This is a genomic window from Flavobacterium sp. 120, from assembly GCF_003633605.1.
Classification (GTDB): Bacteria; Bacteroidota; Bacteroidia; order Flavobacteriales; family Flavobacteriaceae; genus Flavobacterium; species Flavobacterium algoritolerans.
In genome coordinates this window covers 3,065,990-3,088,823 of record NZ_RBKZ01000001.1, presented here as the reverse complement: position 1 = coordinate 3,088,823, position 22,834 = coordinate 3,065,990, and the positions used below count along the sequence as shown (strand labels likewise).

22 protein-coding genes are annotated in these 22,834 nt (G+C 34.0%); 13 read left to right on the top strand and 9 right to left on the bottom strand.

Annotation, left to right across the window (positions count from 1 at the left end; genetic code table 11):
- From C8C87_RS13205 to C8C87_RS13185, 5 genes are all read left to right on the top strand, one after another.
- Positions 1 to 717 (top strand): geranylgeranylglyceryl/heptaprenylglyceryl phosphate synthase, encoded by a 717-nt coding sequence (locus tag C8C87_RS13205; RefSeq protein ID WP_121342909.1) that lies wholly within the window; start codon positions 1 to 3, stop codon positions 715 to 717.
- 12 nt (positions 718 to 729) lie between these two features.
- Entirely contained in the window at positions 730 to 1,359 is a 630-nt protein-coding gene (pnuC, locus tag C8C87_RS13200) for a nicotinamide riboside transporter PnuC (RefSeq protein WP_121342908.1), read from the top strand.
- Positions 1,314 to 3,434 carry a DUF4301 family protein gene (locus C8C87_RS13195; protein WP_121342907.1) on the top strand — a complete coding sequence of 707 codons (2,121 nt, stop codon included), beginning with the start codon at positions 1,314 to 1,316 and terminating at the stop codon, positions 3,432 to 3,434. The genes pnuC and C8C87_RS13195 overlap by 46 nt, the downstream gene beginning before the upstream one ends.
- A 41-nt stretch (positions 3,435 to 3,475) precedes the next feature.
- Positions 3,476 to 3,877: an alternative ribosome rescue aminoacyl-tRNA hydrolase ArfB gene (gene arfB, locus C8C87_RS13190; RefSeq protein WP_099714258.1), complete on the top strand. Its 402-nt coding sequence runs from the start codon at positions 3,476 to 3,478 to the stop codon at positions 3,875 to 3,877.
- Between the two features lie 236 nt (positions 3,878 to 4,113).
- Entirely contained in the window at positions 4,114 to 6,264 is a 2,151-nt protein-coding gene (locus tag C8C87_RS13185) for a TonB-dependent receptor (RefSeq protein WP_121342906.1), read from the top strand.
- A 59-nt stretch (positions 6,265 to 6,323) separates the two neighbouring features.
- Here C8C87_RS13185 and C8C87_RS13180 read toward each other — a convergent pair whose 3' ends face one another.
- On the bottom strand, positions 6,324 to 6,737 hold the full coding sequence (locus C8C87_RS13180) for a hypothetical protein (RefSeq protein WP_121342905.1): 414 nt from the start codon (positions 6,735 to 6,737) through the stop codon (positions 6,324 to 6,326).
- A gap of 162 nt (positions 6,738 to 6,899) precedes the next feature.
- On the opposite strand from C8C87_RS13180, the gene greA reads away from it, so the two are divergent.
- The 3 genes from greA to C8C87_RS13165 all read left to right on the top strand — a co-directional run bounded on the left by greA (position 6,900) and on the right by C8C87_RS13165 (position 9,080).
- Positions 6,900 to 7,376, top strand: coding sequence for a transcription elongation factor GreA (gene greA / locus C8C87_RS13175; protein WP_091165910.1), 477 nt, complete (start codon positions 6,900 to 6,902; stop codon positions 7,374 to 7,376).
- Positions 7,377 to 7,419: 43 nt separating this feature from the next.
- Positions 7,420 to 7,809 (top strand): HIT family protein, encoded by a 390-nt coding sequence (locus C8C87_RS13170; RefSeq protein WP_121342904.1) that lies wholly within the window; start codon positions 7,420 to 7,422, stop codon positions 7,807 to 7,809.
- Positions 7,810 to 7,907: 98 nt separating this feature from the next.
- The gene (locus C8C87_RS13165) at positions 7,908 to 9,080 is read left to right on the top strand and encodes a transglutaminase domain-containing protein (protein ID WP_121342903.1); all 1,173 of its coding nucleotides are present in this window, start codon (positions 7,908 to 7,910) and stop codon (positions 9,078 to 9,080) included.
- Here the strand turns inward: C8C87_RS13165 and C8C87_RS13160 are convergent.
- Positions 9,072 to 10,226, bottom strand: a complete 1,155-nt coding sequence (locus C8C87_RS13160) for a PAS domain-containing sensor histidine kinase (RefSeq protein ID WP_121342902.1) — start codon at positions 10,224 to 10,226, stop codon at positions 9,072 to 9,074. The two genes, C8C87_RS13165 and C8C87_RS13160, sit on opposite strands and share 9 nt — an antisense overlap.
- Before the next feature lie 175 nt (positions 10,227 to 10,401).
- Between C8C87_RS13160 and C8C87_RS13155 the strand changes: the two genes are divergently transcribed.
- The 3 genes from C8C87_RS13155 to aat all read left to right on the top strand — a co-directional run bounded on the left by C8C87_RS13155 (position 10,402) and on the right by aat (position 12,408).
- Positions 10,402 to 11,283: a flavin reductase family protein gene (locus tag C8C87_RS13155; protein ID WP_121342901.1), complete on the top strand. Its 882-nt coding sequence runs from the start codon at positions 10,402 to 10,404 to the stop codon at positions 11,281 to 11,283.
- A gap of 24 nt (positions 11,284 to 11,307) precedes the next feature.
- On the top strand, positions 11,308 to 11,688 hold the full coding sequence (locus C8C87_RS13150) for a DUF3127 domain-containing protein (RefSeq protein WP_099714265.1): 381 nt from the start codon (positions 11,308 to 11,310) through the stop codon (positions 11,686 to 11,688).
- Positions 11,689 to 11,769: 81 nt separating this feature from the next.
- Entirely contained in the window at positions 11,770 to 12,408 is a 639-nt protein-coding gene (gene aat, locus C8C87_RS13145; RefSeq protein WP_121342900.1) for a leucyl/phenylalanyl-tRNA--protein transferase, read from the top strand.
- A gap of 50 nt (positions 12,409 to 12,458) precedes the next feature.
- On the opposite strand, the gene C8C87_RS13140 is transcribed toward aat, so the two are convergent.
- The 6 genes from C8C87_RS13140 to rplM form a co-directional block, all read right to left on the bottom strand.
- On the bottom strand, positions 12,459 to 13,019 hold the full coding sequence (locus C8C87_RS13140) for a DNA-3-methyladenine glycosylase I (protein WP_121342899.1): 561 nt from the start codon (positions 13,017 to 13,019) through the stop codon (positions 12,459 to 12,461).
- Positions 13,020 to 13,022: 3 nt separating this feature from the next.
- Positions 13,023 to 13,676, bottom strand: coding sequence for a queuosine precursor transporter (locus C8C87_RS13135; RefSeq protein WP_121342898.1), 654 nt, complete (start codon positions 13,674 to 13,676; stop codon positions 13,023 to 13,025).
- 167 nt (positions 13,677 to 13,843) lie between these two features.
- The gene (gene tsf / locus C8C87_RS13130) at positions 13,844 to 14,668 is read right to left on the bottom strand and encodes a translation elongation factor Ts (RefSeq protein WP_121342897.1); all 825 of its coding nucleotides are present in this window, start codon (positions 14,666 to 14,668) and stop codon (positions 13,844 to 13,846) included.
- A 133-nt stretch (positions 14,669 to 14,801) separates the two neighbouring features.
- Positions 14,802 to 15,599: a 30S ribosomal protein S2 gene (gene rpsB / locus C8C87_RS13125; protein ID WP_121342896.1), complete on the bottom strand. Its 798-nt coding sequence runs from the start codon at positions 15,597 to 15,599 to the stop codon at positions 14,802 to 14,804.
- Positions 15,600 to 15,772: 173 nt separating this feature from the next.
- The gene (gene rpsI / locus C8C87_RS13120) at positions 15,773 to 16,159 is read right to left on the bottom strand and encodes a 30S ribosomal protein S9 (RefSeq protein WP_066080508.1); all 387 of its coding nucleotides are present in this window, start codon (positions 16,157 to 16,159) and stop codon (positions 15,773 to 15,775) included.
- Positions 16,159 to 16,614: a 50S ribosomal protein L13 gene (gene rplM / locus C8C87_RS13115; protein ID WP_099714271.1), complete on the bottom strand. Its 456-nt coding sequence runs from the start codon at positions 16,612 to 16,614 to the stop codon at positions 16,159 to 16,161. The genes rpsI and rplM overlap by 1 nt, the downstream gene beginning before the upstream one ends.
- A gap of 344 nt (positions 16,615 to 16,958) precedes the next feature.
- Here rplM and C8C87_RS13110 point away from each other — a divergent pair, with 344 nt between their 5' ends.
- Positions 16,959 to 17,981 carry a LacI family DNA-binding transcriptional regulator gene (locus C8C87_RS13110; protein ID WP_121342895.1) on the top strand — a complete coding sequence of 341 codons (1,023 nt, stop codon included), beginning with the start codon at positions 16,959 to 16,961 and terminating at the stop codon, positions 17,979 to 17,981.
- 85 nt (positions 17,982 to 18,066) lie between these two features.
- On the opposite strand, the gene polA is transcribed toward C8C87_RS13110, so the two are convergent.
- Entirely contained in the window at positions 18,067 to 20,910 is a 2,844-nt protein-coding gene (gene polA / locus C8C87_RS13105; protein ID WP_121342894.1) for a DNA polymerase I, read from the bottom strand.
- Between the two features lie 367 nt (positions 20,911 to 21,277).
- Here polA and C8C87_RS13100 point away from each other — a divergent pair, with 367 nt between their 5' ends.
- Positions 21,278 to 22,771 (top strand): hypothetical protein, encoded by a 1,494-nt coding sequence (locus C8C87_RS13100; protein ID WP_121342893.1) that lies wholly within the window; start codon positions 21,278 to 21,280, stop codon positions 22,769 to 22,771.
- Positions 22,772 to 22,834 lie beyond the last annotated feature (63 nt).

Here is a 22,834-nt window from a genome sequence, read left to right as displayed (position 1 = left end):
ATGGAGAACCTATACAGCCAAATAATAAAAGCCAAAACGAATAACCAAAAATTACTCGCTATCCTTCTTGATCCCGACAAATTGGTTTTAGAAAACTTGGATCTTTTAATTTCAAAAATTAACCAATCGCCGGCGTCTCATATTTTCATTGGCGGAAGCCTGGTTACAACTACTATTATTGATGAATTAATTGTGAAAATTAAACAAAACTGCAATTTACCAATCGTTCTTTTCCCGGGAAATCCATCTCAGATTTCAGATAAAGCCGATGCGATTTTATTTTTGTCTTTAATCTCTGGTCGCAATTCTGATTTTCTAATTGAACACCAAGTAAAAGCAGCACCCATTTTAAAACAAACCCAACTCGAAATCATTTCTACAGGTTATATTTTGATTGAAAGTGGAAGTGAAACCGCCGTAGAACGCATTAGTAAAACAAAGCCTTTAGATAGAAATAATCTGGATTTAGCATTGGCAACAGCACAAGCGGGCGAAATGTTAGGTAATAAATTGATTTATCTGGAAGCGGGAAGTGGTGCAAAACAAGCTGTTCCGTTAGAAATGATTGAATTAGTTTCTCAAAATATTGAAATTCCGTTACTTGTTGGAGGCGGAATTGTAGATTTGCAAGGAATTCAAAACGCCTATCATGCCGGTGCCGATTTAGTAATTATAGGAACAGCCTTTGAAAACGACATGAATTTTTTTAATCAATAATTTAATTTTGGAATGATAGAATACTTTTTTTCTCAATACGCGGATTATCCAACCTTAGATATAGTTTTAGAAATTATAGCAGTTGTTTTTGGTTTATTAAGTGTTTGGTATGCTAAAAAAGACAATATTTTAGTTTTTCCAACGGGATTAGTAAGTACATCCATTTATGTTTATTTACTTTGGAAATGGACTTTATGGGGCGATATGATGATCAATGGATACTATTTTGTGATGAGTATTTATGGTTGGTATCATTGGACTAGAAAAAAAGATGATACAGTTGAGTTCCCAATTTCAAAAATATCGAGTTCTGAAAAACGAATTGCGATAATTCTTTTTATATTTACAGTCGCTTTTGTGGTTTCGGTATATCATTATTTCGGAAAATTCACCACTTGGTATGCTTATGTAGATACATTTATCACAGGAATTTTCTTTGTAGGAATGTGGCTCATGGCCAAAAGGAAAGTAGAAAATTGGATATTTTGGATTATTGGAGATGTAATTTCAATTCCATTATATTTTTCAAAAGGATTTACTTTTACAAGTTTTCAATACATAGTATTTACAATAGTTGCCATTTTTGGCTATTTAGAATGGAAGAAAATCTCAGACAGCTCTCAAACGGAGCTACAAAAATAATTAAAATTGCTCTATTTGGTCCGGAAAGTACTGGAAAAACCACATTAGCAAAACAACTCGCTGAATATTATAAAACAGAATGGGTTCCTGAATATGCACGAGAATACCTTCAAGAAAAATGGGATGTAAATCAACAGATTTGTGATATTGACGACATGCTTCCTATTGCTTTTGGGCAAACCAAATTAGAAAATGAAAGTGCTTTAATTGCTAATAACTACCTTTTTTGTGATACTAATTTATTGGTAACCAAAGTTTTTTCGGAAGTGTATTATGATTATTGTGATCCATTATTAGATCAAGCGGCTCGCGAACATGAGTACGACTTATTTTTTCTTACGGATATTGATGTTCCGTGGGAAAAAGATGATTTAAGAGATCATCCAAATGAAAGAGAATCTGTATTTGCAATTTTCAAACAATCCTTAATTGATAATAAGAAACCATTTGTCATTCTTTCAGGAGATAAAAAATTAAGACTGAAGAAAGCAGTTGCTATTATTAATGATTTGACAAAAGCCAAAGAGATGGGACTTTCTTCTCTTGATTTTGTTCAAATTTATGAAAAAGGTGTTCCATTAAAAAATATTCAGCAACAGCTTATTTTTTTCAGAAATGGAATTACAAAAAGTAATCTGGTTGGACCGGCAACTTTATTTAATGGTATTTTAAAATTATCAGAAAATGATTTTCGACTAAAAGCAGATTATTTTGATGAAAATAAATCCAGTTTAAAACTGGAAAAATTTGTCCCTGCATCTGGAGCAGCCACTAGAATGTTTAAATTTTTGCTTTCTTTTCTGAAGGATTTTGATGTCGAAAATGAAACGATTAATGCTTATGTCAATAGAAAAAAAGAAACAGAACTTCCTGTTTTTATAGTAGGTTTAGAGAAATTTCCGTTTTTCAAGGCAGTTGATAAAAAACTAAGAGAGGAATTTATTGACTTTGAGTTTCTTCATCGAGATTATAAAAATTATTATTTCATAAAATTACTTTTGGCTCCGGATTACTTCAATTTTGCCGGTAAGCCTAAAGGTGTACTACCTTTTCATAAATATCTAAACCATATTTATACACCGGTGGAAGAACATCTTAATGAGTGTGTTCATTATGCAAATTCAAATTCAAATTCAAACTTGCATTTTACAGTGTCAGAATCTCATTTGGCTCAGTTTAAAACAACGATTAATGCTATTAAAGGCAAATTAGAAAAAAAGTCAGGGATAGCAATACATGTTAATTACTCTTGTCAGAATGAGAATACGGATACTCTTGCTGTAGATTTTGAAAATAACCCCTTTAGAGATGAAAACGGCAGGTTGTTTTTTAGGCCGGGTGGTCATGGAGCTTTGATAGAAAACTTAAACAATCTTGATACTGACATTGTTTTTATAAAAAATATTGACAACGTAATCCAAAATAATATTGAAAAAATTGCTTTGTATAAAAAAGCATTAGCAGGAATTTTAATAGAATTGCAACAGCAGGTATTTAATTATTTACATGCAATTGATGCTGCAGAAATTCAACAAGAGCAAAGTGAAGAAATTTTACTTTTCTTGGAAGAAAAATTAAATATTAGAGTCCCAAACAGTTTTTACAAGCTTAGTTTTGAAAATAAAATATTCGAGATTAAAGCTATTTTAAATAGACCTATAAGGGTTTGTGGAATGGTAAAAAACGAAGGTGAAGCAGGTGGCGGTCCTTTTTGGGTAAAAGATGAGAAAGGTTCAATTTCGTTGCAAATTGTTGAAAGCCCCCAAGTCGATTTATCAGATGATAATCAAAAGGAAATACTGAATGCTTCTACACATTTTAACCCGGTGGATTTAGTATGCGGAATTAAAAATTATAAAAAGGAGAAGTTCGACCTGACTCAGTTTGTGGATCATAACAGTGGCTTTGTAGTAGAGAAAACTACTTTTGGAAGAGATATTAAATCGTATGAATTACCTGGTTTATGGAATGGTGCCATGGCAAAATGGATGACGGTATTTGTTCAAGTGCCTTTGATTACTTTTAATCCGGTAAAAACAGTAAATGATTTATTAAAACCAGCGCATCAGCCGTAATAATTTTACTGAAACATTTCCGAAGTTTCGGGACAACATCAATGGAAAACGAAAAAATTATAGCTGAGTTAAGTTTTAAAGCCGTCCGGAGCAGTGGAGCCGGTGGCCAGAACGTAAATAAAGTTTCTTCAAAAGTGGTACTGACTTTTGATTTGAAAAATTCTCAGGCTTTAACCGAAGAAGAAAAACTTTTGGTCGAAACCAAATTGTCTTCAAGGTTAACAACTGATTCTGTTTTAATCTTGAATTGTGATGAAGATCGAAGTCAGTTTAGAAACAAGGAAATTGTAATCAAACGATTTTTGGAACTTATAAAAAATGCGTTGCTTATTCCTAAAGAACGTAAACCTACTAAAATCCCTAAGTCGTTTATTAGAAAGCGAATAAAGGACAAAAAGAACATTTCTGAAATTAAAAAGACACGCAGAAAACCTGATTTTTAAAATTTATTCCAATTCATAATTTATAATTCACAATTTATAATTAGTTTTGCGCTGTCTCAAAGGGGTGCTCTAAATAACGAGCTGAGATTATACCCAAAGAACCTGGACAAGTAATGTTGTCAAGGGAAAAAATGACAAACAAATAGCGTGCACACTACTTTATTTGTCATAGGAAACAATCATTTTTTAATTTAACAAAAGAATAATTCCCCCTTTTATTCGTAATCTTTTTACGGATGAATACTTTTATTACAGTTACAAAGTCTCAAAGTCTCAAAGTCTCAAAGTCCAAGAATCTGACATATTATATGTCTTCGGCCTTTTTTCTAGCAACTTTTATCTCTTTCTCACAAGTCAAAGACACGACGAAAGTAAACCAACTTGATGAAGTTTTGGTTTCGGCAGTTCGTGTGACGACAAAAACACCAGTTAGTTTTAGCAATTTGGACAAAAAGGAAATCAAATTCCGAAATTTAGGACAGGATATTCCTATTCTGATGAATTATCTGCCTTCAGTTGTGACCACTTCTGATGCGGGAAATGGTGTAGGATATACCGGAATTCGCGTCCGTGGTAGTGATGCAACAAGAGTGAATGTTACTATAAACGGAATTCCTTACAATGATTCTGAAAGTCATGGGACGTATTGGGTAAATATGCCTGATTTTGCATCTTCAGTGGAGAGTTTGCAGTTGCAGCGCGGCGTAGGGACTTCAACTAATGGAGCAGGAGCTTTTGGTGCTAGTTTAAATATGCTTACGGATAATTTTGCTAAAGAAAGCACAGGAGAAATCTCCAACTCTTTTGGAAGTTTCAATACCAGAAAACATACAGTAAAATTCAGTACAGGTCTAATGAACGATCATTTTGAAATCGCTGGACGTTTGTCTGCTTTAAATTCAGATGGTTATGTGGATCGTGGCGCATCTGATTTGAAATCCTATTTTCTTCAAGGTACTTATGTAGGGAAAACTACGTTGATAAAAGCCTTGGTTTTTGGAGGTAAAGAGAAAACGTATCAGTCTTGGAACGGAATTGATGGCGAAACATTGAACAATGATCGCACGTTTAATTCAGCAGGAGCTTTTACGGATGAACAAGGAAATGCTCGTTTTTATGACAATGAAACCGATAATTACCAACAAGATCACTCTCAATTGCATTGGAACGAAAAAATATCAGAAAACTGGAGTACTAATTTTGCGTTGCATTACACCAAAGGAAAAGGGTTCTATGAAAATTACAAAGAAGACGCTGATTTAACCGATTATGGATTACAACCAGTTGGTACCGTGACTACATCTGATTTGATTCGTCAAAAATGGTTGGACAACGATTTCTACGGAACTACATTTTCTGCAAATTACAAGAAAGATAAATTAGATGTGATTTTTGGTGGCGGATGGAATAAATATGAAGGCAGTCACTTCGGGGAAGTTATTTGGGCACGATTTGCTTCGCAGAGCGAATTAGGAGATCGTTATTATGACGATTATGCTGTCAAAACGGATGGAACTATTTTTGCCAAAGCCAATTACCAAATCACAACGCAATTAAGTTTATTTGGAGATTTACAATATCGTACGGTTAATTATAAAGCCAACGGGGTTCAGGCAGACGTAGTAGATGATACATTTAATTTTTTTAATCCAAAGACTGGGTTGACGTATGACATCAATGCTAATAATGCTTTGTATTTTTCCTATGCCAGAGCGAACAGGGAACCAAACAGAACCGATTATGAAGGCGGAAACGTAAAGTCAGAAAAATTGAATGACTTTGAATTGGGTTGGAGATATGTTGCAGAGAAAGTACAATTCAATTCGAATGTGTATTATATGGCCTATAAAGATCAATTGATTTTAACTGGAAATCTGGATGATGTAGGCGCTCCGATACGTTCCAATAGCGAAAAAAGCTACCGTTTAGGACTGGAAGTAGACGCTACAATAGCGTTGACAAATCAATTGATTATCCGTCCTAATTTTACCTTGAGTGCTAATAAAAATACGGATTTAGCGGTAGAAGGACAGAATTATGGTACTACTGATATCGCATATTCACCATCGATTATTGCGGGAAATATTTTGGTTTATACGCCAGTGGAAAATCTTCACATTTCATGGATGCAAAAATTCGTTGGGGAACAATACATGAATAACATTGAATTACCGGCTGCAAAGTTGGCAGACTACTTTGTGAATGACTTGAACGTTGCGTATGAGTTTAAACCAAAATCAGTTTTTAAATCGATTATTGTGACTGGTTTAGTGAATAACTTTTTAGACAAAAAATATGTTTCTAACGGATACATGTATGATGTATACCCGTATTATTATCCACAAGCGGGAATTAATTTCCTTGCCGGATTGACTTTGAAGTTTTAGAATATTGTTTTAGTTATAATGAGAAAAATCCTGATGGTTTATCTGTCAGGATTTTTTGTTTAATTATAAACTCGAAGAGAAGTTCCGTTTACTTGAACACGATATTGTTTCATAGGATATTGTAAAGTTCCCTGTCCGGTAAATAAACTGTACTCTTTACTGTCACATCCACAAACGGCATTTATCCCATCTATGGTCATGGTAGAACAGGAACTTATTGCTTGATTAGGACAAGCCGCATCAAAAGCATTGTAACCGCTGCCGGTATTAAAAACAATAATACCACGTGCGCCTACTCCGGCATAATAAATAGCATTGCTCGCGTATTTAAGATTTGAATACGCAGGCAAATTCATATTAATATCTACCGTAAAAGTATAATTTGGGATATATGGATTTGTATTGTCAAAACCTGAATCACTACAAGAGAAAAAGAAAGGAATTATAACGAAAAGCAGCAGGTATTTTTTCATTTTAAAATAGTGTCAAAGTATTAGTGAAACAAATTTAATTTATTTAACTTTGAATTATATATGATTAACATATATTTATAGACGAAAAAATAATAATAGTATCTTTGTGGAAAGAAATCCCGTCCTGATGGGATTTTTTCTATTTATATAAATGATGAAGTTATGAGTACAGTATCGTATTACACCGCAGAAGGGTTAAAGAAATTAAGAGAAGAATTAGATTATTTAAAAAGCGTAATGCGTCCAAAAGCATCTGCAGATATAGCTGAAGCAAGAGATAAAGGCGACCTTTCTGAGAATGCCGAATATGATGCTGCTAAAGAAGCACAAGGAATGCTGGAAATGCGTATTGCTAAACTGGAAGAAGTACACTCTAATGCCAGATTAATAGATGAAACACATCTGGATGTTTCTAAGGTATTGGTTTTGTCTAATGTGAAAATCAAAAACCAAACCAATGGAATGGAAATGAAATACACACTGGTAGCTGAAAGTGAAGCCGATTTGAAAACTGGAAAAATATCAGTAACCTCGCCTATTGGGAAAGGTTTGTTGGGGAAATCAGTAGGAGAAGTGGCAGAAATCACTGTTCCAAACGGAGTGTTGAAATTTGAAATTTTAGAAATATCTCGTGATTAAATAGTTAAAGGTTTAGCCGATTCAACAATTAACCAATTCAACAATGTCAAGTATATTTACAAAAATTATAAACGGAGAAATCCCATGTTACAAAATCGCAGAAGATGAAAATTTCTTGGCTTTTTTGGATGTAAATCCAAATGCAAAAGGACACACCCTTTGTATTCCAAAACAAGAAATAAATAAGATTTTTGAGATGGAAGATGATTTGTATATCGGACTGATGCAATTCTCTAAAAAAATAGCAGTTGCCCTTGAAAAAACGGTTCCATGCAAAAGAATTGGAATGGCAGTTGTAGGACTTGAAGTTCCCCATGCGCACGTTCATTTAATTCCCTTGAATGAAATGGATGAAATGCGTTTTCAAAATAAAGTATCCTTGTCCAAAGATGAATTTGAAGCTTTGGCAGAAAGCATTAAAGCTAATTTGTAATATTTTAGTAAATAAAATAAATTGGTATGATTTTAGTTTAGAATGGGGATAGGTGAAAACCTATCCCCATTTAATTTTTTGAGACTACATTATATACTATGAAAAACATTTGTTTAGTACTTTTTTTCTTTTTCTCACTTTTGAGTTTTGGACAGGTCAATGCCGGATATCCTTTGGTTGATGCTAAAATGGCTGCTATTCCTGCTAATTCAACAACTTCAACCAATGCAATTGCCAAATATATCAATGCTAATTTTAAAACAGAAACGGATAAAATCAGGGCTGTTTTTTATTGGACTACATCAAATATAAGTTATGATGTTGCCAATATGTTTGTTGTAAATTTCAATGAAACGGTACAGGAACAAATCGCAAGGACGTTAAGAACCAAAAAAGGTGTTTGTATTCATTATGCTGTCGTTTTTAATGAGCTTTCGCAAAAAACAGGAATTCAATCCTATATAATCGATGGATATACAAAGCAAAACGGAAAAGTAAGCGATTTAGCTCACGCTTGGATAGCCGCAAAAATTGACAAAAAGTGGTATGTATTTGATCCAACTTGGGGTTCTGGTTATGTCAATAATGGGAGGTTTTATAAAAAAATAAATAACTATTATTTTAAGGCTGAACCCACTAAAATAATTGCTTCCCACATTCCATTTGATTATTTATGGCAATTTTCCAATTATCCTATTACCAATGGTGAGTTTTATGAAGGAAAAATTGAAATCAACAAAACCAAGAAATACTTTGATTTTGAGAAAGAAATTATCAAATATAATGCCTCGTCTGAAGCTGATCAATTATTTGATTCGGCAGAAAGAATAGAGAAAAATGGATTGAAAAACGCCATGATTCTGGAACGTTATGAAGGGAAAAAGCAGCAGTTGACTTATTTGAGACATAATACGAATATCGAGAAATTGAATTCCATTGTGAATGAGATGAATCAGGCAGTTGTTTTATTGAATGATTTTATTTATTACAGAAACAATAAGTTCAAGCCTGCTTTATCAGATGATGAAATTAGCAATATGATTGAAACGCCAAGAGAACAGCTGGTGAAATGTCAGAATGATATTTACAGCGTGGGTTCAGTTGGTAGCAAAAATGCGTCTAGTGTAGCATCGATTAAAAAATCGATTGGAGCAGCTTTGGCGCAAGCCGAAGAACATTCCTTGTTTGTGAAAAATTATTTGAGTAAGTCTAAAATAGTCAGAAAAACGATGTTTTCAAAAGTTACTTGGTTTGGTGTTCCGTTAAACTAAATTGCTTTTTTTAAAACTGACTTGCATCGTTGTTCCTTTTCCAATCTCGGAATTCAACACTTTGATGGTTCCTTTATGGTATTCCTCAACGATTCTTTTAGTCAATGAGAGACCCAATCCCCAACCGCGTTTTTTAGTTGTAAATCCAGGCTCGAAGATGCTTTTGAATTGGTTTTTTTGAATTCCGCTTCCAGTATCGGTAACGTTTATTTTTACAGAATCACCTTCTTGTTCAATTTCAAGTGCTAATTTCCCTTTTCCTTTCATGGCATCGATGGCATTTTTCACAAGATTTTCAATGGTCCAACTGTGTAAAGTAGGATTCAAAGAAACAATGATAGGTGATTTTGGTGCCTTGAATGAAAATTCAATTTGTTTCGAAAATCGGGATTGTAAATAGTCGTAGGATTGAAAGGTTTCTGCTACGATGTCTTTATTTTCTAATTTTGGTTCTGAACCTATTTTAGAGAAACGATCTGTTATGGTTTGTAAACGTTCAATGTCTTTTTCAATTTCGAAAGTGGTGCTTTCGTCAACATTTTCGGATTTCAAGAGTTCGACCCAGCCAATCAAGGAAGAAAGCGGCGTTCCTATCTGGTGCGCGGTTTCTTTTGCCATTCCGGCCCAAAGTTTATTTTGCGTAGCCATTTTGGTACTTCTGTAAAAATTGTAAACGAGCGCTCCAAAAAGAACAATGATGAGTACCAAAGCAACGGGATAATATTTTAATTTATTCAGTAATGCAGAGTTACCATAATACAGATTTTGAAATTTCCCCGGGACATATTCAATGACAATAGGTTCATTTTCGCTTTTTAATTTGGATAAAAAATCCTGGGCTTTGGACTTATTTTTCACAATAGCATCGTCAATGTTTACGGTGTTTATGATGCTGTCATTCTCCGTAACTATAATAGGAATTGAGGTATTGTTGCTGAAAATTTGAAGTGGGAGTTCTACATCGGTATTTTCACCGGCATTGTTAAGTGTTTTTTGAGCTTTTGCCCAAAGGTTCATTTTTAATCGTTCTTCATTTTTGAAGATTTGAAAAAAAGTATAAGTGTTCCAGAGAATTAATGAAATGATTAAAAAGGATGCAAAAATAATAACCCAACGAGTTGTATTTCTTCTTTCAGAAAACTGCATAAATATAATTTAGTGGTATAAATATAACGAAATAAATGCTTTTGTATTTTAGTTTTGGAGAAAGAATTTTTTTTGAGAAAATCAATCCTTTATTTTATTCTAATTTGAGGTTACTGCTTCTTAAACTTAATTCATTTGTCTACTTTTGTATCTTTCAGCAATAAATTAAAAACGTATGATTACTATTGATCCTAAAAGTATTGAAACAGCAAAACTGCAAGGGTATTTGCAAAGTTCCGTTGGACCAAGACCTATTGCTTTTGCGAGTACGATGGATGCTAAAGGGAATCCTAATCTATCGCCTTTTAGTTTCTTCAATGTGTTCAGTGCTAATCCTCCGATTCTGATATTTTCGCCTGCAAGACGCGTTCGTGATAATTCGATAAAACACACCTTAATCAATGCCGAAGCGACTCGTGAAGTGGTGATTAATGTGGTAAATTATAATATAGTTCAGCAAACGTCTCTGGCCAGTACGGAATATGCTGATGGGGTTGATGAGTTTATAAAATCTGGCTTGACTCCAATTGCTTCGGAGGTGGTAAAACCTTTTAGGGTAAAAGAATCCCCCGTTCAATTTGAATGCAAAGTCACTCAGATTATTCCATTGGGAACTGAAGGAGGAGCCGGAAATTTAGTACTTTGTGAAGTAGTGCGTATTCATATTGACGAATCTGTTTTAGACGAAAACGGAGCGATTGATCAACACAAGATTGATCTAGTTTCCAGATTAGGCGGCAACTGGTATTCCAGGTCGAATCAAGGTCTTTTTGAAGTGCCAAAACCATTATCCACATTAGGAATTGGAGTGGATGCTATTCCGGATTTTATAAAAGAAAGTACTGTTTTTGATGGAAATGATTTAGGGATTTTAGGGAATATTGAAGCCTTGCCTACAAAGGAAGAAGTTACTATATTTGTAAAACAAAATTTCGCGGTAAAAGGAGTTTTAAGCTCCGATGATGAGTTAAAAGTGCATTTGGAAGCTAAAAAATATTTAAATGCCAACGACGTGTTTTCAGCATGGAAAGTACTTTTGGCAGAAAGAAAAAAATAGAGCAAAACAATTAAAACATAGAAGATGGAAGTTACAGGAAAAATTAAAATGATCGATCAAACTAAAGAAGTTGGATCTGGAGGTTTCAAAAAAAGAGATGTAGTTGTTACTACTGATGAGCAATATCCACAACATATTCTAGTTCAGTTTGTTCAGGATAAATGTGACTTATTGAACGGTTTTCAAGTAGGTGAGCCTGTGAAAATTGATATTAATTTAAGAGGTAGAGAATGGACAAATCCTCAAGGGGAAACGGTTTATTTTAATACTATCCAAGGATGGAGAATAGGAAAATTGCAAGCTGAAGCTCCTTCTGCTGCACAAATGCCTCCAATGCCGGCTGCAGAAGCTTTTGCACCAGCAACTAACTTAAACGAAGAAGAAGCAGACGATTTACCTTTTTAATCATTTGAATTTCTATTGATATAGTAAAAACAAACCCGACAGGTATTCAAAACACTGTCGGGTTTTATTTTTTAATAAAGAATGTATTATTTAACTGCAGCACTATTCTTTCCTCCAGTTTCTCTGACTAATTCTTCGGGTATTCTTGCTCTTGGAGGAGATTTATCACCGGAACGATTGCAACTTGCTTATAAAAGTGGCATTTTTCCGTGGTTTGAAGATGGAGAACCTATTACATGGTGGTCGCCAAATCCCAGAATGGTTTTGTTTCTGGATGAATTGATTGTATCCAAGAGTATGCGTAACATTCTGAATCGAAATAGTTTCAAGGTTACTTTTAATCAGAATTTCAGGGACGTAATTTCAAACTGTCAAAACATAAAGAGAGACGGTCAAAATGGGACTTGGATAACGAATGATATGATTGAAGCCTATTGTAAATTGAACGAATTAGGTATTGCAAAATCGGTTGAAGTCTGGCAAGATGAGGTTTTGGTTGGTGGATTGTACGGAATCGATTTGGGTCATGTTTTTTGTGGTGAAAGTATGTTTTCTAAAGTCTCTAATGCTTCCAAAGTGGCTTTCATTGCTTTGGTAAACCAATTAAAAAGAGAAAATTACAAATTGTTGGATTGCCAAGTTTATAATCCGCATCTTGAAAGTTTGGGCTGCAGGGAAATTGACAGAGAAGAATTTATGGAGATTTTGAAAAGCAAATAATTTTCAGATTCCGATTTCTAATACTTTAAATGGCAACTTCAATCTGAGTGCTAGCTTTTTTTCCAGCAATCTGCTACGTGATCATCGACCATTCCAGTGGCTTGCATGTGAGCATAAACTACTGTAGAGCCTACGAATTTAAATCCACGTTTTTTCAAATCTTTACTAATTTCATCCGAAAGTGGCGTTGTTGCAGGAACTTCTTTTAAGGATTGTCGGTTGTTTTGAAGAGGTTTTCCATCGGTAAATTTCCAAATGTATTTTGAAAAACTACCAAATTCTTCTTGTACTTTCATAAAAGCAATGGCATTCGAAACGGCTGCGCGAATTTTTAATTGATTGCGAATAATCCCTGCATCTTGAAGTAATTCCTGGATTTTATCTTCAGTATAATTCGAAACTTTTTTATAGTCAAAATCATCAAAAGCTAATTGGAAGTTTTCTCTTTTTTTTAGGATTGTAATCCAACTTAGTCCAGCTTGAAAGGTTTCCAGAATTAGAAATTCAAATAATTTTTGATCTTCATAAACTGGAACCCCCCATTCTTCATCATGGTATTTTTCGTAAATATCAATACCAACACACCATTTACATCTTGTTTTTTCTATCATGATTTATTCTGTTTCTTCTGATAAATATTTTTTTATAATGTAGTGCCCCAAATAAATTAGCGGAGTCAATAAAACGGCAATTCCAAGTTTGAATGTATAGCCCGTCAATGCGGAAGTTATAAAAGTGTCAAAGTTAATTTTTCCGGGCAACCAAAAAGCAATTCCAAGAACAATAAAAGAATCGAATAATTGAGAAATTATAGTGGAGCCCGTTGCTCTAAGCCAGATTTTATTATTTCCTGTGCGGTTTTTGAAAAACCAAAAAATAGTTACATCAATCAATTGTGAAACTAGAAATGCAATGATACTTCCAACGATGATCCACATACTTTGACCAAAAACAGCAAAGAATTGGTCGTCATTTACCGGACTTATTCCTTTTGCTGCTGGAATGCTTATGGCTAAAAATAAGAGGATAAAAGCGTAAGCAATTAAAACGGCTGTAATTAAAGACAATTTTTTTACTCCTTTTTCTCCAAAATATTCATTGATTAAATCGGTAGTCAGGAAAACGATAGGCCAAGGTAAAATCCCGATGCTCATTACAAACGGACCTATTTGTATCAGTTTTCCACCGATTAATTCGGCAGTAACAGCATTAGTAATGAAGATTCCGGCGAGTATAACAAATACGAGCTCTTTTTTGGTTTTAAACATAAATGATAATTAGTACTCAAATTTAGTATTTTAATTTGAAATTTATGTTTTATAAAACAAACAGTAGTTGATTTAAAAAAAAATCCCATTCGAGTGAACGAATGGGATTTTATATTTGTAATCAGAATTGTAAATAAATTTATAATTCTGAAACGATTTTAGAATGATTATCCTAAAGCAGCTCTTTTGAAACCTGTAACGATAAGATCTTTATCTAAAGATTTAACATAAGCAGCAACGCTTAATTTGTTGTCTTTGATGTAATCTTGGTTTACTAAAGTGTTGTCTTTAAAGAAACGAGCTAGTTTACCTTTAGCGATATTGTCTAACATTGCTTCAGCTTTTCCTTCTTGACGTAGGATGTCTTTAGCAATTTCGATTTCTTTAGCGATAGTTTCAGCATCAACACCTTCTTCGTTCAATGCAATAGGAGCCATAGCTGCTGCTTGCATAGATACGTTTCTTGAAACTTCGTCAGCACCTTCAATATTTGCAGAAAGAGCAACTAAAGTAGCGATTTTGTTTCCAGAGTGGATGTAAGATCCGATGAAAGCACCTTCTAATTTTTCGAAAGTTCTGATTTCTAATTTTTCACCGATAACTCCTGTTTGCTCGATTAATTTATCAGCAACAGTAATTCCGTTGAAGTCAGCAGCTAAAAATTCTTCTTTAGTATTGAAGTTCAATGCTAAATTAGCCATTTCAGTAGCCATTTTTACAAAGTTCTCATTCATCCCTACGAAGTCAGTCTCACAGTTCAATGTGATAACAACTCCAGCAGTTTTGTCAGCATTTACAACAGCAATTGCAGCACCTTCAGTAGATTCTCTATCTGAACGGTTTGCAGCTACTTTTTGTCCTTTTTTACGTAAGTTTTCGATAGCTAAATCAAAATCTCCGTCTGCTTCAACCAAGGCTTTTTTGCAGTCCATCATACCTGCACCAGTGATTGTTCTTAATTTATTTACGTCTGCAGCAGTAATTGTTGCCATATTGTATTATTTTTTAAGGTTAAAAGTAAAAAATTCCAAGTGTTAAATCCAATTTCCAATTTTATTAAATTATCAACTTTAGGTTTCTAATTTTTTTTGGAGAGGAATTTAAAACTTGGAATTAAATGTTTATTTATTCTTCAGTTGCAGTTGGAGCAGCAGCTTCTACAGCGGGAGCTACTTCTACAGCTTCAGCAGCAGGAGCAACAACTTCAGCAGTAGCTTCAGCTTCTTTGTCAGAACCTCTATCAGAAAGTCCTTCAACAATTGCAGCAGTAACTAAAGATAAAATTTTATCAATTGATTTAGAAGCATCATCATTTGCAGGAATTACATATTCTACTTCACGAGGATCAGAATTTGTATCAACCATTGCAAAAACTGGAATGTTTAATTTTTGAGCTTCTTTTATTGCGATATGTTCCGCTTTGATATCAACTACGAACAATGCAGCTGGTAGTCTTGACATGTCAGCGATTGAACCTAAGTTTTTCTCTAATTTAGCACGAAGACGATCAACTTGCAAACGCTCTTTTTTAGAAAGAGTCATGAATGTACCATCTTTCTTCATTTTATCAATAGTAGCCATTTTTTTAACAGCTTTACGGATAGTTACGAAGTTAGTTAGCATTCCACCAGGCCATCTTTCAGTGATGTAAGGCATGTTTGCAGCTTTTGCTTTTTCAGCAACGATGTCTTTTGCTTGTTTTTTGGTAGCAACGAATAATATTTTTCTACCTGATGCAGCGATTTTTTTCAAAGCGTCATTAGCTTCTTCAATTTTTGCTGCAGTTTTATATAGATTGATAATGTGAATACCATTACGCTCCATATAAATGTAAGGAGCCATGTTTGGATCCCACTTTCTAGTCATGTGCCCGAAGTGAACACCTGCTTCTAGTAATTCTTTTACTTCTACTTTGTTTGCCATTTTGTTCTAGTTTACGTTCTGTTGATTAGCAATGAATAAATGGCGATTTCTCGGCTTTATACATTTAGATGCTAAACTATTTCCTACCTCAGTAGGAGAGCAACAACAACTGTTTTTTTAAATTCAATAATAAATGAACGATGTCTTGTCCCATTTGAACAAGACAGGTAATATTAACGTTTAGAGAATTGGAATCTCTTACGAGCTTTCTTCTGACCGAATTTCTTACGCTCAACCATTCTTGGATCTCTTGTTAATAAACCTTCTGGTTTCAAGATAGCTCTGTTTTCAGCATTTACTTCACACATAACGCGTGCCAATGCCATTCTTACAGCTTCTGCTTGACCAGTTGAACCACCACCATAAACGTTAACTTTTACGTCAAAGTTGCTTACATTTTCTGTCATAGACATAGGTTGTAATACTTTGTACTGTAAAGTTGCAGTTGGGAAGTACGTTTCGAATGCTTTTTTGTTTACAGTGATTACTCCTGTTCCTTCTGAAACATAAACACGTGCAACAGCGGTTTTTCTTCTACCGATTTTGTGAATAACTCCCATTACTTAAGATCGTTAAGGTTAACTGTTTTAGGTTTTTGAGCGCCTTGTTTGTGCTCAGATCCTACAACAACATTTAAATTTCTAAAAAGTTCAGCACCTAATTTATTTTTAGGTAACATCCCTCTTACAGCTTTCTCTACTAATAATGCAGGGTTTTTTGATTGCAATACTTTAGCAGTTAAAGTTCTTTGACCTCCTGGGTAACCAGTGTGACGGATGTATGTTTTTTCATCCATTTTGTTACCTGTAAGGTTAATTTTTTCTGAGTTGATAACGATTACGTTATCACCGCAGTCCACGTGTGGTGTGTAACTTGGCTTGTACTTACCTCTCAAAATCATAGCGACTTTTGAAGCAAGACGACCTAAGTTGTGACCATCAGCATCTACAACAATCCACTCTTTTGTAACTGTGGCTTTGCTTGCTGATTGTGTCTTGTAGCTTAATGCGTCCATAATATATTTTTAATTAAACATTCCATCCCCAATAAAGGGGTTGCAAAAGTACAATTAATTATTTTAAATACAAATACCTTAAATGAATATTTTTTTCTTGTTTTTACTCTGATAATCAAATGTATATTTAAAATAATATTCTAAGATTGAATTTGTGTTTCTCACTTCTGGGTGAGTTGAATTCGAGGTGCTGTTGTTTTTATTTAATTTTATTGTATATTTCTAATATTTGGAAGCAAATTTTACATTTTATTGGCTATTTTTGTCACTTAAACAGTTAATATTCTAATTATTCATATCTTGTCACTGTTTTTATTATATAAATTACGTCAAAAATCTCTCTTATGAAAGCTAAAGCAACTTTAAAACAAATCGCTAAAGAACTGAATGTTTCTGTTTCTACAGTTTCTAAAGCGTTGAACGATAGCCCGGAGATTAGCGAGCAGACGAAAGTTAAAATTAAAGAATATGCTAAGCTTAAAAATTATAAACCCAATGTTATTGGTCTGAACCTTAAAAATAGAAAGACAAAAACCATTGGTGTAATTATTCCAAATATTTTAAATTCTTTTTTTGCCAAAGTATTCAGCGGTATCGAAAAAATAGCCGACGAAAAAGGGTACAACGTTATTATGTGTATCTCTAACGAATCATCAGAAAAAGAAGCCCATACGCTGGAAATGCTAAGTAATGGAACTATCGATGGATTTATTGTTTCGGTTTCTGAAGAAGCACAAAAAAATCAGGATTACGACCATTTCTCCGCAATCATTAATGATGGAACTCCAATTGTTATGTTTGATCGTATTGCCGATGGCGTAGATTGTGACAAAGTAATTGTTGATGATTTTGACTCCGCTTTAAATTCAACACAACATTTAATTGATATAGGATGCAAGAATATTGCCTTGTTGTCCTCTATCGATAACTTAAGTGTTGGTAAATTAAGAGCCGATGGATATTTGAAAGCATTGGAAAATAATAATATTGCTGTAAACAACGATATCATTTTAAGAACGGATTCTGAAGATGATTTAAAGGATAAAATCGAAAAAGTTTTTGAAAATAAAATTGATGGAATCTTTGCTCTTGAAGAAAATGACTCAGTAGCAGCTTTGCGTATTGCGCTTAAAAAAGGATATAAAGTACCGGAAGAAATTTCTATCATTGGTTTTGCCGATGGAATTCTTGCTTCCAGAAGATTGTCTCCAAGTTTAACAACGGTGAGTCAGCACGGAATCGAAATAGGTGAGGTGGCCGCTAAATTGCTTATTGACAGGTTAGAATCCAAAGAAGAAGATCTGCCTTATGAAACGGTGGTAATCAAAACAAAACTGAAAGAAAGAGAGTCAACTAGGAAGTTGTAGAAACTCATTTAATAATAGGTTTAAAAAAAATCTCTAATCGTTTTAAATGATTAGAGATTTTTTTTATGAGTATGATGGAAGATATTTAATGTGCTTCCAGCCAATCTTTTCCTGCTCCTAAATCAACATCCAAAGGAACATCAAGTTTGAAAGCATGTTCCATTTCGTGTTTTATCATCGGTTGGATTTTTTCGAGTTCCGAATTATGAACATCGAAAACAAGCTCATCATGCACCTGAAGCAGCATTTTACTTTTCCAATTTTCGGAGGTTAGTTTTTCATGAATATTAATCATTGCAATTTTGATAATATCGGCAGCACTTCCTTGAATTGGTGCATTTACCGCATTTCGTTCTGCACCACCACGAACAATGGCGTTTTGCGAATTAATATCTTTCAAATAACGACGACGGCCCAAGATGGTTTGTACATAACCATTATCTCTTGCAAAATCTATTTGTTCTTGAATATAGGACTTCAATCTTGGATACGTTTTATAATATGCTTCAATCAAAGTGGCACTTTCACTTCTGGATAATGAGGTTTGATTGCTCAATCCAAAAGCCGAAACACCATAAATAATTCCGAAATTCACTGTTTTGGCATGACTTCGTTGCTCGCGAGTTACTTCTTCGAGTGGAACATTAAATACTTTTGAAGCAGTAGATTTGTGAATGTCTTCGTGATTTTGGAATGCCTTAATCATGTTTTCTTCACCACTCAATGCCGCAATTACACGCAATTCTATTTGGGAATAATCCGCAGAAACCAAGGTGTAATTTTCATCTCGGGCCACGAATGCTTTTCTAATCTGTCTTCCACGTTCGGTACGAATAGGAATGTTTTGCAAGTTCGGATTATTTGAACTCAAACGGCCTGTTGCGGCAACGGTTTGCATATAATCGGTGTGGATGCGCTGCGTGATTTTGTCTACTTGGTTTGGCAAAGCCTCGACATAGGTGTTTTGAAGTTTTACCAATTGTCGCCAATCCAGAATGTCTTTTACAATTGGGTTTTCGGCGGCCAAATAACTCAAGATTTCCTCTCCGGTTGCATATTGACCAGTTTTGGTTTTCTTTTGTTTTACACCTCCAATTTTCAATTTATCGAATAAAACATCTCCTAATTGCTTTGGAGAAGCCAGATTAAATTTTTCTCCGGCAGTTTCAAAAATGTTTGCTTCTAATATTTTAATGTCATCGTCTAATGTTTTAGAAAGTGATTTCAAGAAATCTACATCGACACGTATCCCTTCTTTTTCCATATCGGCCAGAACTTTTACTAATGGAATTTCGATTTCCTCAAAAAGTTTTTTGGTTCCGGTTTTATCCAATTCCGATGTGAATATTTCCTTAAGTTGCAGGGTTACATCAGCATCTTCAACGGCATATTCTTTTATTTCTTCCAATGCAACGTCACGCATTGATTTTTGGTTTTTCCCTTTTTTACCAATTAAAGTTTCTATGGATTGAGGGGAATATTTCAAATACGTTTCTGACAAAATATCCATATTATGACGCATATCCGGATTAATCAGATAATGTGCAATCATGGTGTCGAATAATTTTCCTTTTACGGTAACATTGTAATTAGAAAGAATTTTTAAATCGTATTTTAAATTCTGACCAATTTTCTCAATGCTTTCATTTTCGAAAAAAGGAATGAATTTTTCAATTAAAGTTTGTGCTTCTTCTTGATTTTCCGGAAACGGAACATAGAATCCTTTTCCTTTCTCATAGGAGAATGAGATGCCGACCAATTCCGCATGTAAAGCGTCCAAACCGGTTGTTTCAGTATCAAAACAAACGGAAGATTGGTTTTGTAAATTTTGCAACAGCAATCGCAATCCTAAATCCCCTTGAATTATCTGGTATGAATGTGCAGTGTTTTCTAATGAATTGTAGTACTGATGACGCGTTTCTTCTGATGAATCATCTTGTAATGTACTTCCAAAAAGATCAAATTGTTCTTCGTTTTTTGGTTGTGGTTTTTTGTATAGTTTGGTTTCGTCAACAGGACTATTGTTAGTAGTTGCAGTTCCGCCTTTTTTGAATATGGCGTCAAATTGCTCTGCCATTCTTCTGAACTCTAATTCATTAAAAAGCGCATCTGTTTTTTCGACATCGGGGGTTGATAATTCATAATCCGTTTCGTCAAAAATAACGGGGCAGTCCAGTAAAATTGTCGCCAAAGTTTTGGATAATAATCCTTTTTCTTTATTGGCTTCAATGTTTTCTTTCATTTTTCCTTTTAGCTTGTCTGTATTGGCTAAAAGATTTTCCATGGTTCCAAATTCTTTCAAAAGTTTTTTAGCAGTTACTTCGCCTACACCAGGAAGTCCGGGGATATTATCGGCAGCATCGCCCATCATTCCAAGAAAGTCAATTACTTGGTCTGGTCTTTCGATTTCAAATTTTGCCAAAACCTCTGGAATTCCCCAAATTTCTATTCCGTTCCCCATTCGAGCAGGTTTATACATGAATATATTTTCAGAAACGAGCTGTGCAAAATCCTTGTCTGGAGTAACCATGAAGACTTTGTAGTTTTGTTTTTCGGCTTGTTTAGCAATTGTACCAATTAAATCATCAGCTTCATAACCTTTTACTTCTATAATAGGAATATGCATGGCTTTCAGTAAATCTTGGATATAAGGTATAGCAATTTTAATAGCTTCGGGAGTGGCGTCACGATGGGCTTTGTATTCTGGAAATATATCATTTCTCAATTGACTTCCGCCATTATCAAAAGCAACGGCCAAATGGTCTGGTTTTTCTCTTTTTATTACGTCCATCAGGGAATTCATAAATCCCATAATGGCTGATGTGTCCATCCCTTTAGAGTTGATTCTTGGGTTTTTTATGAAAGCATAATAGCCTCGAAAGATTAAGGCGTAGGCATCAAGAAGGAAAAGTCTTTTTTGTTGTGACATAATTGTGATTTTGTAAAGTTTTCAAAAGTACAAAACTTGTGAGATAAAGGAGTGAAGGTTTGAAATATTTCTTAGGATTGATACAGGTGCCTCTTTTTTTGTTTTTTGAAAATTTCGACTGGAAAATTTTGTAATCAATTTTTTATTTCGAGAAACATTGCGAATAATGATTTGAAAGAAAATTGTTATTAATCTGTTACGCATAATTATTTTTAAACAACTAAATTGTAAGAATATAAATGTACATTTAATAAAAAGATGCTTTTAATCGATTATTTATGTATTTAAACGTTGTTTTGCGTAAATTTACACACAGAGTTTTAAGCCCAGTGAGGCTATTTATATTAAATCTTTAATTCGTTATATTATGAGAAAAAATTATTTTTCAAAAAAGGTATTACAAGCCTGTGTGTTATTTTTCATGATAATAACAACAAATGTGTTTGCCCAAGTAGGTATAGGAACGATTACACCACATGCAAGTTCTGTATTGGATGTTTCATCAACAACCCAAGGGATGTTGACGCCCAGAATGACAACTGTGCAAAGAGCGGCTATTGCGTCTCCTGCTGATGGTTTAATGGTTTATGATACAGATTTGAAATCTTTTTATCATTACAATTCAACTTTAACATCATGGAATGTAATAAATAGTGGTACAACTGGTAGATTAAAGTTTAAACGTATAAAATCTACAGATGTTTTAGCGACAGTTTTGGCGGCAGAGAAGGCTGCAGGAAGTAATACAAAGTATGTTTTGGATGTTAATACCTATTATGAAATAAATGGGACCATAATTTTTGATTTGCCAATTGATTTAAACAACGCTTATATTTCAGGTCAGGATGCTAATGAGGATAAATTAGTTAGAACATCTGGAAATCTGTTTGATGGTGCGACAGGAGGAAGTATTAGAAATGTTACCATTCAGGTTACCGGAGGAGGGAAAGTTTTTAACTTATCTGGAGCAGCAACACAAAGTATAATTATTAGAGATACAGTAATTGCAGGTTCTTCTAGTGTAGGTTCTATAACTGGTTTTGGATTAGTTTTTGTCAGTATAGTTCAATATGTTGGAAATACTACCGGTATTGTTTATGATTCTATCAGTAAATTATTGATAAGTAATGCAGCGTGGTTTAGTAATAATGGAGGGACTTATGAAAAATTGCAAGGAACATTTGGTTTAGTGCAAAAGCAAGGAGGTTTTAGCGAGGTTTCTGGAGCAGCCATTGGTTTTGATGTATCTTCTAATCCAACAATAACGGGAGATGCCGTTATGGAAACGGTAGTTTTTACAGGAACAGTGACAACAGGAAAATATGTAAACGGATATACAGTTGGAAGTTATTCAGGATATAATTTTAATGGCTTTTGGACAGTACGTTCAACAGGAATTCCAAATGAGGGAGATTCTTTTGCAACTGGTAATCTATATTTGGATAGGGTGGTAGCTTCGCCAACAATTTCACTTGTAAATACAAATACTGCTTATAAAGTCCCAGGAACAACGATTTCAACTAATTTATATAGAATGGATGGGGCTACAAATAACAGATTAGTTTATTTAGGTAGAAAACCAAGAACTTTTACGATGACAGCGTCAGTTTCCTTCGAAGGTGGAATTGGTAGTGCTGATCTTCTGTTTTATTTTGTTAAATTTGCTTCTGGTGGAACTCCTTATACTTTTATAACTTCTTCAGAAACTTTTATAGACTCTAATACAGCAAATGTGCAAAGTTTCTCTGTTTCTGGAACCATAACTCTTGCCAATGGAGAATATGTTGAATTGTATGCACAGCGGTTAAATGGTACAAATAAAACATTTACATTTCGTTCATATAATATATCAATGAAATAAAAAATATCAATTTACAATTTATTAAAAACCGCATTATTTTAAACCTAAATAATGCGGTTTTTA